We start from the raw sequence: 11183 nt of genomic DNA on the forward strand, positions 1-11183 counted from the left end.
TTCCCCCACCTGGGGCAAGAGTCGGTTATCGCATCTGCGACGGTACGGATTCGATATCGGCCAAATACATCAAGACTTGAGCCGCGCGGTTCAGCGTGGCGGCGGCGGGGGAAGCCCCTGGATCAGCCCCCCCACGCCGCCGAACGGTGCCGCCACCTGCTCCGCCGGGGCGGCATTCCCGATCTGTTCGCCGATCGCTTCGCCATCGCCGGACTTCACGTCGATGCCAGCGGTGCTCGTCTGGCTGCGGATCGCCTCTTCGGTCGATTTGTTCAGCACGATGATGCTGATGCGCCGATTGACCGGATCGTAAGGATCGTCCCGATTGAGCGGAATGGTGTCCGCGAGCCCCACCACCCGGACCATCTTGCCGGCCTCCAGCCCACCCGCGACCAGTTCGCGGCGGGAGGCGTTGGCACGGTTGGAGGACAGCTCCCAGTTCGAAAAGCCCCGCTCGCCCCCCGCGTACTGGGACGAATCGGTGTGGCCCGACAGGCTGATGCGGTGATCGACGTCGTTCAGCGCGCGCGCGATCTCGCGCAACAGGTCGCGCGTGTAAGGCCTCAGTTCGGCGCTCGAGGACATGAACATCGGCCGGTTCTGCTCATCGACGAGCTGTATCCGCAGCCCTTCGGTGGTGATGTCCATCAGGATCTGGTTCTTGAACTGGCGCAGGGAGGCATTGGCCTCGATCATCGCATCGAGCCGGCCCTTCAGGTCGATCAGCCGCGCGCGCTCCTTGCGCTCGGCCAGCTGCTGGGCGCTGATCTCGGCATCGCTCTTGCGCTTGCCGCCCGCGGCATCCATGTTGATCGAGCGGGTGTTCTCGACATCCCCGCGCCTGACCTGGCCCACCGAGCGCGTCAGGTCTTCCCCGCCTCCAGGGATCACGCTCGAACTGTCGCCCGTGCCGTCGCCCCCTGCCATCGACATCTTGATGGGATTCTGGAAGTAGTCGGCAATGCCTTCCAGGTCGCCCTGGGCCGTGGAGCCGAGCAGCCACATCAGCAGGAAGAAGGCCATCATCGCCGTCACGAAGTCGGCGTAGGCGATCTTCCATGCACCGCCATGCGCGCCGCCGCCGCCCTTCTTGATGCGTTTGACGACGATGGGCTGCTGGGTATCGTCGCTCACGCCACGCTCCCTTCAGTCCGTCCGCAGTTCTGCGCTCGCATCGTCAGCCCTTGCGGTTCTTGAGTTCCTGTTCGAGCTCGACGAAGCCCGGACGGTCGGTGGAGTAAAGGACCTTGCGCCCGAACTCGACCGCGATCTGCGGCGCATAGCCATTCATGCTGGCGAGCAGCACCACCTTCATCACCTGGTAGATCTTGCCGCTCTCCTCGACCTTCTGTTCGAGCTGGCCGGCGATCGGCGCCACGAAGCCGTAGGACACCAGAATGCCGAGGAAGGTACCGACGAGCGCGCCGCCGATCATCTTGCCCAGCACAGCCGGCGGCTGGCCCACCGAGCCCATCACGTTCACCACCCCCATCACCGCCACGACGATGCCGAAGGCCGGCAGCGCATCGGCCACCTTGGACACGATGTGGGGCGCCTGGTGCGCCTCCGCATGGTGGGTCTCGATCTCCATGTCCATCAGGTTCTCGATCTCGAATGCGTTCAGGTTTCCGCCCACCATCATGCGCAGGTAGTCGGTCATGAATTCGACCGCATGATGGTCCGCGGTGACGCTCGGATACTTCGAGAAGATCGGGCTCGCATCCGGATTCTCGATATCGTTCTCGATCGACATCAGGCCTTCCTTGCGGACCTTCGCCAGGATCTCGTAGAGCAGCGCCAGCAGGTCCACATACATGGCCTTGTTGTAGATGGACCCCTTGAAGACCGAAGGCAGCGCACCGATCGTCGCCTTGATCGCCTTGCCTCCATTGCCCGCCACGAAGCCGCCGATCATCAGGCCGATGATGGCGAGGTACTCCATCGGCACCCACAGCGCGGCAAGGCTGCCATGCACTGCATAGGTACCCAGCGAAGCGGCCAGGATAATGACGTAGCCGATGATCAGGAACACTGGTCACTCCAAGATGAAGATGCTGCGGCAAAGCCTAACCGCAACTGAATCCAGAACACGTGACTTTTATCGTCCCACCCCCGAAAAACTTGAATCGGGCGCACACCGGCTTGCGTAAGCACCAAAGACCAGGGGCTGCCCCAGCCTGCGGGCAGCCCCTGCCATGCGATGTCCGCCAGCCGTGGCCGGCGGAGGACCGGAACCTTGCGTCAAGCCGTCACGGCGACGGGCCTGGCCGAAGGCCTGCGCTTGGCGACCGCCTTGGCCGCGCGCGACTTGCCTGCGCGCGAGGGCATGTTGCACAGGCCGCATACGTAATCATGCACGGGGTCGTGGGCATGCGCGACGAAGTGCCCGCCGCACGAGGTGCAGGCCGCCATCTGCAGCAGATCCGCATCGAAAAAGCGCACCAGCGTCCATGCGCGCGTCAGGCTCAGCGCCGGCTCGACGCCGCTTGCCTCGATGTGGTCCAGGTACAGGTGATAGGCCTTAATGATGGCATCGAGCCCCTTCAGCCCGCGATGCCCGGCATAGAAGCGGTGGAGCCCCATGAACAGCGACGAATGCACGTTCGGCTGCCAGGTCATGAACCAGTCGGTCGAGAACGGCAGCATACCCTTGGGTGGAGACACGCCGCGCACCTCCTTGTAGATGCGCAGCAGCTTCTCGCGGCTCAGCCGGGTCTCGACCTCGAGCATCTGCATGCGCGCACCGAGCTGCACCATTTCGACCGCGCGGCGGATGTCGTCCGCCTCATCGATGACGCTCTTGTTCTTCATCTCATGCTCCTCAGGCCGTACCCTCGGCCGCCTTGCCCGCGGCAATGATTGCGGCATGCAGGCCGGCGCTCACGGAATCGCGCCCCTCGCCGGCCATCAGGCGCGCAAGCCGGGCATCGTCGAAACGAAAGCACGGCATCAGCATCTGGCTGCCGGCCATTCTCACGAGCTTGGCCGCGCTCATCGTCTCGATCAGGCTCGCCAGTTCTTCGCCGATGCCGAGCCGGAACATCGCTGTCGCCCGATCGCTGCGCAGCATCTGTTGCGCAAGCATGAGGTAGAACGGGGAAAGGGCGATTCAGAAGGCCGAACCGGGCACCTGGAGCGCGACGACGCAATTGCGCCCGCGCTGCTTGGCGAGGAAGGCGCCGCGGTCCGCGAGCTTGGTGAGCGCCTTCATGCCGGGCATCGAATCGTCGCGCGTCGCCACGCCGATGCTGACCGACAGGCGCAGGCTGGGGCCGCCGGTGTCGATCTGGAGTCCGGCGGCGGCGGCGCGCAGGCGCTCTCCGCAGGCAAGCGCCGCATTCAGGTCGGAATCGGGGCAGATGACGAGGAATTCGTCGCCGCCCGTGCGGCAGACGACGTCCTGCACGCGCAACTCGCTGCGCAGGGCATCCGCGACCTGCCGCAAGGCCATGTCGCCGACATCGTGCCCGTGGGCGTCATTGACCTCCTTGAAATCGTCCAGGTCCACAATCATCACCGACAGCGGGCGATGATGCCGCGCGCACGCGGTCCACTCCATCTGCATGCGGTCGATGGCATAGCGGCGATTCGGCACGCCGGTGAGCACGTCGGTCATCGCCGCCTCCTGCAGGCGGCGGTTCGAGATCGCGAGTTCGGCCGCGAAATGCCTCAATTCCTCGCTCTCGTGCTCGAGCCTGCGCTGCAGGGCGATGGTGCGACGCCCCGCCTTCAGCCGCACGGACAGTGCGCTGGTGCGCACCGGCCGCGCGAGGAAGTCGTCGACGCCGGCTTCCGCCGCCTCGCCGAGGATCGTGTCATCCAGGCTGTCGAGCAAGGCCAGCAGGTACAGCGAGCGGCCAAAGCGCGTGCTGCGCAGGGCCCGGACCCAATCAGCACAATCGTCCTGGCTCCAGTCGATGATCATCAACTGCGGCTGCACGTCGATCGCACGTTCGATCACGAGGTCGTCGTCGTTCCCGTCCACGAAGAAGAACTCGCTCGTCTTCAGCGCCGCCCGGATGCGCCCCCGCTCCTCGTCGGTCGCACCGACCACGAGCACCCTCAGCACCTTGTCCGCCTCCGCGGCACGCCCGCCGTCCGGCTCCTGTGCCACCCGGGCATCGGCGCCGGATTCCGGGCACGCCTCGCCGGCCGGAGCCGCGGTCTTGGCCACGGCAGTTTCGTCCCGGGCGGAAAGCTCGGTGAATGCGGGCACCCGCCCGGTATCGAGCAGCAGCAGGCGGCCCCACTCTCCCCAGTCGCGGCCGATCTGCTCACACAGCGCCACGAAATCGCCGCGCGACACACCGAGCCGGCCAGACAGCCGCAGCATCGGCGCCATCAGCCGCGCGTGCTCGGACTCCGGCGCCAGGCAAAGCTGCGCGATCGCCCGTGACAGCACCAGGCACTGCATCAGGGCGGCTTCGCGGGCGTCCTCGCAAATGCCCGCACGTTCGGGCGTTTCGTAGAACCGCGCGGCATTGGCCATCGGCAAGGGCATGCCCCAGTCCAGCAGCATCGCGGCACCAAGCTCGCAATGGTTCATCGCGAAGGCAGCCTGCTCCAGGTCGAGCTGGCGCGATGCGGGCGCCGCCGCGATCTCGTGCAGCACCCGCCCGAACTCGGCCGGATACAGCGTCGTCAACGCCAGTTCACCGACGCGCGCGAGCAAACCGAGGCTGAAAGCCTCGTCCGACGCCACCATGCGCACACGCAGCGCAAGCGCCTGCATCGACAGCGCCATCACCAGCGAAAACGACCAGAAACGGGTGTAGTCGAAGGCCTCGCACGCCCCCCTGCGGTAATTCGACAGCAAGGAAAACCCCAGCGCCATGGTGCGCACCGCGGGCAGGCCCAGCACCATCAGCGCATCCTGCACCGACACCACCGCGCGCCGGCCCTTGCCCAGCGAGCCATTGGCCGCCTTGATCAGGCGCCCGACGAAGGCGGGGTCGCCCTTGATGACGCGCGCGAGCTCGGCCATCGACACATCCATGGACTGGGTGAGCCGGATGATCGCGATCGCCACACCGCGAGGCGACGGAAGGTCGCCTGCGGCCTTGAGCTGCTCGAAACGCTTCATGTCAATCGGCTGCTGCATGGAATCCTCGGGGTGTGTTCAATCGTCGGCAAGGCGGAACCGCAGGGTCTTTATCCTGTTCGCAAAAACCTGTCAATCCAGCCATCGACGACATCTGCAGGATGGTCTGCAAGCATACGTGGAATTCGGGCGCCGGCCCGCACAGAAAAGCACGCTAGAATCCAGAAAACCCATCGTCCATCCCTACTTCATGAACTTCTGCTCGAACTGCGGCGCCCCGGTCGAATTCCGCATCCCCGCGGGCGACAGCCATCCGCGCCACGTCTGTCCGCGCTGCGGCACGATCCATTACCAGAACCCTAAGCTGGTGGTCGGCGCGCTGGCGGAATGGGAAGACCGGATCCTGCTCTGCCGCCGCGCCATCGAGCCGCGCCACGGCTTCTGGACCCTGCCGGCGGGCTTCATGGAAAACGAGGAAACGACGGCCGAGGCCGCCGCGCGCGAGACCGAGGAAGAAGCCTGCGCGCGCATCGAGGTCGGCGAGCTGTACACGCTCATCGACGTGCCGCACATCAGCCAGGTCCACCTCATCTACCGCGCCCGCCTGCTCGACCTGGACTTCCGCGCCGGCGAGGAATCGCTCGAGGTCGCGCTCTTCCGCGAAGAAGACATCCCGTGGGAGCAGATCGCCTTCCGCACCATCGGCATGAGCCTGCGCTACTTCTTCGACGACCGCCGCCGCGGCCACTGGCCCTTCCACAGCGCAAGCCTGCCGCCTCCGCCGTCCGCCGCCTGAAGCCCCTGCGCCGCGATCTTCCCGGGCCGACTGCCCCGGGCTTGAGCCTCCTTGCGCCACGGGCGATAATCCGCTGGTTATTTCCCCCTCGGCGGACCATGACAAGCTACATCTTCGTCGTCATCAGCGCCGTCCTGGTCAACAACGTCGTCTTCGTCCGCATCCTCGGCCTGTGCCCTTTCATGGGCGTATCGAAGAAACTCGAGACGGCAGTCGGCATGGGTGCGGCAACCACCTTCGTGCTCACGCTCGGCTCCGGCTCGAGCTACCTGATCGACCACTACCTGCTTCAGCCCTTCGATCTGGGCTACCTGCGCACGCTGTCCTTCATCGTCGTCATCGCGGCCATCGTCCAGCTCACCGAACTCGTCATCCACAAGGCCAGCCCGCTGCTGCACCAGGTGCTCGGCATCTACCTGCCGCTGATCACCACCAACTGCGCCGTGCTCGGCATTCCGCTGCTCAACGCCGGCATGCGCCACGACCTGCTCGAATCGCTGCTGTTCGGCTTCGGCTCCTCGGTCGGCTTCACGCTGGCACTGGTGCTGTTCGCCGGCATCCGCGAGCGGCTCGAAGGCGCCGACGTGCCGGCACCGTTCAAGGGCACGGCGATCGCGATGGTCACCGCCGGCCTGATGAGCCTCGCCTTCATGGGCTTCGCCGGCCTGGACCGCGTCCAGTGACGGCGGCTTTCCCCGACCGCAGAAGACACCGCCCATGCTGACCGCCCTCCTCGTCATGACCGGCATCGCCCTCGCGCTCGGCGCGGCGCTGGGCTATGCCGCGGTCCGCTTCAGGACCGAGGGCGACCCGCTCGTCGACAAGATCGACGCGGTGCTGCCGCAGACGCAGTGCGGCCAGTGCGGCTACCCCGGCTGCAAGCCCTACGCCCAGGCCATCGCCAGCGGCGAGGCCGGCATCAACCAGTGCCCGCCGGGCGGCGAGGACGGCATCCGCAAGCTCGCCGACCTGCTCGGGCGCGAGTTCACGCCCCTGTCCGAAGAACACGGCATCGAAAAACCCAAGGCCGTCGCCGTCATCGACGAGCAGACCTGTATCGGCTGTACGCTGTGCATCCAGGCCTGCCCCGTCGACGCCATCGTCGGCGCGGCCAAGCAGATGCACACCGTCGTCGCGCCGCTATGCACCGGCTGCGAACTGTGCATCGCCCCCTGCCCGGTCGATTGCATCGCCATGGTGTCCGTCGCCGAGACCGTCCCCACCTGGAAATGGCGCTACCCGGCGGCGGCCATCGGGAAAGCCGCATGATCGCGCGCCTGTTCAGCTTTCGCGGCGGCGTGGCCCCCGAGGCGTACAAGGACGCGTCGGCCGGCATGCCGATTCGCCGCGCGCCGCTGCCCTCGCGCCTGATCGTCCCGCTGCGCCAGAGTCCGCGCGCCACCGCGCGCTGCTGCGTCGAGGTCGGCCAGAAGGTCCTCAAGGGACAGCGCATCGGCGAAGCCGAAGGCAGCCTCGGCACCGCCGTCCATGCGCCGACCTCGGGGACCGTGACCGGTTTCGACCCCCATACCATGGCCCACCCTTCGGGCCTGGCGACGCGCTGCGTGGTCATCGAGCCGGACGGCGAGGAACGCTGGATCGAACACAGGCCCTTCGACGTCAAGGCCGCTGGCCGCGACGCTGCGCGGGCCTGGCTGCGCGACTGCGGCGTCGTCGGCCTAGGCGGCGCGGCCTTTCCCAGCCACGTCAAGCTCGGCGCGGATGCGGGCATCGACACGCTGATCCTCAATGGCGCCGAGTGCGAGCCCTGGATCACCTGCGACGACCGCCTGATGCGCGAGCGCGCCACCGACATCCTCGCCGGCGCCCGCATCCTGGCCGATCTCGCCGGCGCCCGCCGGCTGCTCGTCGGCATCGAGGACAACAAGCCCGAAGCCATCGCGGCAATGCGCGCCGCGGCCCACGATGCCGGCGGCGAGGTGCGCATCCAGCCCGTGCCCACGCGCTACCCCATGGGCGGCGAAAAACAGCTCATCCGCGTCCTGACCGGCATCGAGATCCCACACGGCCGCCTCGGCGCCGAGCATGGCGTGCAATGCTTCAACGTCGGCACCGCGCACGCGGCCTACCGCGCCGTCGCCCACGGCGAACCGCTGCTGGACCGTATCGTCACGCTCACCGGCAACGTCGCCCGACCGGGCAACTGGGAAGCCGCGATCGGCACGCCGCTCGACGAACTCGTGGCATTCGCCGGGCCCGGAGCGGACACCGACCGCTACCTGATGGGCGGCCCGATGATGGGCTTCGCCCTGCCGCGGCTCGACGTGCCGCTCACCAAGGCCAGCAACTGCATCATCGCCGCCTCGCCGTCGCTGATGCCCCCGCCACCGCCCGAACAGCCCTGTATCCGCTGCGGCGAATGCGCGCGCGCCTGCCCGGCCGAGCTGCAGCCCTTCGAGCTGTACTGGTTCAGCCGCGCGCGCAATTTCGACAAGGCGCGGGCCTACCACCTGTTCGACTGCATCGAATGCGGCTGCTGCGCCTACGTCTGCCCGGCGCACATCCCGCTGGTGGATTACTACCGCTTCGCCAAGGGCGAGATCCAGGCGCGCGAGCACGACCAGGCCGCCGCCGACCGGGCGCGCGAGCGCTTCGAGTTCCGCAACCTTCGCCAGGCGCGGGACAAGGAGGAAAAAGCCGCCCGCCTCGCCGCCAAGGCCGCCGAAACGCGGGCCAGGCCCGCTGCCGGAAGCGGCACGGCAGCGGCCAGCCCGAGCGCAGCGCAGCAGGCCGCCCTGCTCCCCGCCAGCGCCGAAGACAAGAAGAAGGCCCTGATCGCCGCCGCGCTGGCCCGCGCCCAGGCGCAGAAAGCCGCCGCCCCGCCACGCAAGGCCGACGGCCCGGGCGCGGCGACGCGAGCGGAGAGCGCCGCCGACGCAGGCCGCAGACAAGCCGGCAGTACCTACACGCCGGACGACGGCGGGGCCACATCCGCCGAAGCCGGAGACTCCGCCCGTTGACGCCATGATCCACGCTCCCTACATCCGCAAACCGGCCAGCATCCAGCGCATGATGGGCCTCGTGCTCGCGGCGCTGGTGCCGGGCATCGCCGCCTACGTTGCCGAGATCGGCGCCGGCATCCTCGTCAATCTCGCCATCGCCTCCCTGACCGCGCTCGCCGCCGAGGCGCTGGTGCTGGCTCTGCGCAAGCGCCCGGTCGCGATCGTGCTGGCCGACCTGTCGGCCGTCCTCAGCGCCTGGCTGGTGGCGCTGTGCCTGCCGCCCATCGTGCCGTGGTGGCTGACGGTGATCGCCGTGCTGATCGCCATCGTCGTCGCCAAGCATCTCTACGGCGGCCTCGGCCAGAACCCCTTCAACCCCGCCATGGTCGCCTACTGCGCGATGATCGTCGCCTATCCGGCGCTGATGTCGCAGTGGCCGCCCGCGGGCGGGCTGGGCTTCGACACCCAGCTCGGACTGATCCTCGGCGGCGCGCGCGACATCGACGCCATCACCGGTGCGACGGCGCTCGACGCCCTGCGCACCGGCCTGCATCAGGGCGCCGGCCCGGTCGACGCCCTGATGCAAGGCCCGGCCTTCGGCCTTCTCGGCGGACACGGCTGGGAATGGATCGCACTCGGCTACCTCGTCGGCGGCCTCGCGCTGGTCGCCACCCGGGTCATCACCTGGCACATGCCCGCCGCCTTCATCGCCACCCTGGCCCTGGTATCCGGGCTGTTCTGGCTGATCGATCCGGCGCGCTTCGCGCCGCCGCTGTTCCACCTGGCCAGTGGCGGCGCCATGCTCGCCGCCTTCTTCATCGTCACCGACCCGGTATCGGGCGCGACCACGCCGCGCGGCAAGCTGATCTTCGCCGCCGGCACCGCCCTGCTGGCATGGACCATCCGCAGCTTCGGCGCCTACCCCGAAGGCATCGCCTTCGGGGTGCTGCTGATGAACCTGTGCGTGCCACTCATCGACATGAAGACCCAGCCTCGCGTGTTCGGCCGCCGGGATCGCGGAGGGCCGCGATGAACGCGCCCGCCACGGCCGCGCGCACGGCGCTGCGCAGCGCCGCCGCCATGCTGGCCTTCACCCTCGTGTTCACCGCGCTGATGGCCTTCACTCACGCCTGCACCCGGCCGGCGATCGAGGCCTCGGCGCAGCAGGCGCAGATGCGCCTGATCGACGAAGTCCTGCCGCCGGGCAGCTACGACAACGCCCTGCTCGACGACGCCGTGCTGCTCGGCCCCACCCCCGCCCTCGGCCTCGACGGCGGCGGGCGCGCCTGGCGCGCGCGCAAGGCCGGCGAGCCGGTGGCGCTGATCGTCGAGGCCAGCGCGCCGGACGGCTACGCCGGGCGCATCTCGATGGTGGTCGCGGTCGGCGCCGACGGCCGGCTGTCGGGCGTGCGCATCACCGCCCACAAGGAAACCCCCGGCCTGGGCGACTACATCGACCCGAACAAGGACCGCCGCAAGGACCTGCCGTGGATCAGCCAGTTCGCCGGCACCGCGTGGAAGGACGTCGACGCCGCGCGCTGGGCGGTGCGCAAGGACGGCGGCAGCTTCGCCTACCGCAGCGGCGCCACGATCAGCGCCCGCGCCGTGGTCGGCGCCGTGGGCCGCGCCACAGCGTGGGCCGCCGCGCACCACGATGCCCTGTTCATCGCCCCCGCCGGCAGCACCTTCGGAGCGCAGCCATGAACCGACGGCAATTCCTCGACATCTCGTACAACGGCCTGTGGAAGCAGAACACCGGCCTCGCCCAGTTGCTCGGCCTGTGCCCCATCCTCGCCGTCAGCACCAGCATGGTGAGCGCCGTCAGCCTCGGGCTGGCCACGATCCTGGTGATGGCGCTGGCCAACCTCGCGGTATCGGCGCTGCGCGGCTTCATTCCCTACGAGATCCGCATCCCCGTCTTCATCCTCATCATCGCCGCGCTGACGACGGTGGTTGACCTGAGCTTCAACGCCTTCTTCCACGACCTCTACCTGGTGCTGGGCATCTTCATCCCGCTGATCGTCACCAACTGCATCGTGCTCGCGCGCGTGGAAGCCTATGCTGCCCGGAACGACCCGCTCAGCGCCACCCTGGACGGCGTCATGATGGGCCTGGGCCTGGTGTGGGTGCTCGGCCTGCTCGGCGGCATCCGCGAACTGCTCGGCGCCGGCACGCTGTTCTCGGGCATCGACATGATCGCCCCCGGGCTATCGGCCTGGAAGGTGTTCGGTGACGACTACCCCGGCTTCCTGCTCGCCATCCTGCCGCCGGGCGCCTTTCTCGCACTGGGCTGCCTGATCGCCGCCTACAACGCGATCAACACCCGGCTGGCCGGGCGCGCGCGCCGGCGCCCGCCCGCTGCGCCGGCCGGCGAGGACGCGGC

General features: G+C 68.3%; 12 protein-coding genes. 7 read left to right on the top strand and 5 right to left on the bottom strand.

Annotation, left to right across the window (positions count from 1 at the left end; genetic code table 11):
• Positions 1-90 precede the first annotated feature (90 nt).
• The 5 genes from motB to C666_RS10970 form a co-directional block, all read right to left on the bottom strand.
• Positions 91-1134 (bottom strand): flagellar motor protein MotB, encoded by a 1044-nt coding sequence (gene motB / locus C666_RS10950; protein WP_004338434.1) that lies wholly within the window; start codon positions 1132-1134, stop codon positions 91-93.
• 43 nt (positions 1135-1177) lie between these two features.
• Entirely contained in the window at positions 1178-2032 is an 855-nt protein-coding gene (motA, locus tag C666_RS10955) for a flagellar motor stator protein MotA (RefSeq protein WP_004338437.1), read from the bottom strand.
• Between the two features lie 209 nt (positions 2033-2241).
• Complete coding sequence (flhC, locus tag C666_RS10960; protein WP_004338439.1) at positions 2242-2811, bottom strand: flagellar transcriptional regulator FlhC; 570 nt, start codon at positions 2809-2811, stop codon at positions 2242-2244.
• A 10-nt stretch (positions 2812-2821) separates the two neighbouring features.
• Positions 2822-3085: a flagellar transcriptional regulator FlhD gene (locus tag C666_RS10965; protein ID WP_004338441.1), complete on the bottom strand. Its 264-nt coding sequence runs from the start codon at positions 3083-3085 to the stop codon at positions 2822-2824.
• Positions 3086-3109: 24 nt separating this feature from the next.
• Positions 3110-5101 (bottom strand): sensor domain-containing diguanylate cyclase, encoded by a 1992-nt coding sequence (locus C666_RS10970; protein WP_004338442.1) that lies wholly within the window; start codon positions 5099-5101, stop codon positions 3110-3112.
• 190 nt (positions 5102-5291) lie between these two features.
• Between C666_RS10970 and C666_RS10975 the strand changes: the two genes are divergently transcribed.
• The 7 genes from C666_RS10975 to C666_RS11005 form a co-directional block, all read left to right on the top strand.
• Entirely contained in the window at positions 5292-5837 is a 546-nt protein-coding gene (locus C666_RS10975) for an NUDIX hydrolase (protein ID WP_004338444.1), read from the top strand.
• 98 nt (positions 5838-5935) lie between these two features.
• A complete protein-coding gene (gene rsxA / locus C666_RS10980; protein WP_004338447.1) occupies positions 5936-6520 on the top strand; it encodes an electron transport complex subunit RsxA in 585 nt (194 codons plus the stop codon).
• Positions 6521-6554: 34 nt separating this feature from the next.
• Entirely contained in the window at positions 6555-7106 is a 552-nt protein-coding gene (rsxB, locus tag C666_RS10985) for an electron transport complex subunit RsxB (RefSeq protein WP_004338448.1), read from the top strand.
• On the top strand, positions 7103-8818 hold the full coding sequence (rsxC, locus tag C666_RS10990) for an electron transport complex subunit RsxC (protein WP_038001695.1): 1716 nt from the start codon (positions 7103-7105) through the stop codon (positions 8816-8818). The genes rsxB and rsxC overlap by 4 nt, the downstream gene beginning before the upstream one ends.
• Positions 8819-8822: 4 nt before the next feature.
• The gene (locus tag C666_RS10995; protein ID WP_004338450.1) at positions 8823-9833 is read left to right on the top strand and encodes an RnfABCDGE type electron transport complex subunit D; all 1011 of its coding nucleotides are present in this window, start codon (positions 8823-8825) and stop codon (positions 9831-9833) included.
• Positions 9830-10504, top strand: a complete 675-nt coding sequence (locus C666_RS11000) for an RnfABCDGE type electron transport complex subunit G (protein ID WP_004338451.1) — start codon at positions 9830-9832, stop codon at positions 10502-10504. The genes C666_RS10995 and C666_RS11000 overlap by 4 nt, the downstream gene beginning before the upstream one ends.
• On the top strand, positions 10501-11183 hold a 683-nt coding region (locus C666_RS11005), incomplete at its 3' end, for an electron transport complex subunit E (protein WP_004338452.1). The genes C666_RS11000 and C666_RS11005, both read left to right, overlap by 4 nt.

Origin of the sequence: Thauera linaloolentis 47Lol = DSM 12138 (genome assembly GCF_000310205.1) — a bacterium.
In the GTDB taxonomy this organism is placed as follows: Bacteria; Pseudomonadota; Gammaproteobacteria; order Burkholderiales; family Rhodocyclaceae; genus Thauera; species Thauera linaloolentis.

Coding starts and splice junctions, on each gene's coding strand:
- C666_RS10965 (WP_004338441.1), bottom strand. CDS start 3,085: ATGCTTGCGCAACAGATGCTGCGCAGCGATCGGGCGACAGCGATGTTC.
- C666_RS10970 (WP_004338442.1), bottom strand. CDS start 5,101: ATGCAGCAGCCGATTGACATGAAGCGTTTCGAGCAGCTCAAGGCCGCA.
- C666_RS10995 (WP_004338450.1), top strand. CDS start 8,823: ATGATCCACGCTCCCTACATCCGCAAACCGGCCAGCATCCAGCGCATG.
- C666_RS10975 (WP_004338444.1), top strand. CDS start 5,292: ATGAACTTCTGCTCGAACTGCGGCGCCCCGGTCGAATTCCGCATCCCC.
- flhC (WP_004338439.1), bottom strand. CDS start 2,811: ATGAAGAACAAGAGCGTCATCGATGAGGCGGACGACATCCGCCGCGCG.
- rsxA (WP_004338447.1), top strand. CDS start 5,936: ATGACAAGCTACATCTTCGTCGTCATCAGCGCCGTCCTGGTCAACAAC.
- C666_RS11000 (WP_004338451.1), top strand. CDS start 9,830: ATGAACGCGCCCGCCACGGCCGCGCGCACGGCGCTGCGCAGCGCCGCC.
- rsxC (WP_038001695.1), top strand. CDS start 7,103: ATGATCGCGCGCCTGTTCAGCTTTCGCGGCGGCGTGGCCCCCGAGGCG.
- rsxB (WP_004338448.1), top strand. CDS start 6,555: ATGCTGACCGCCCTCCTCGTCATGACCGGCATCGCCCTCGCGCTCGGC.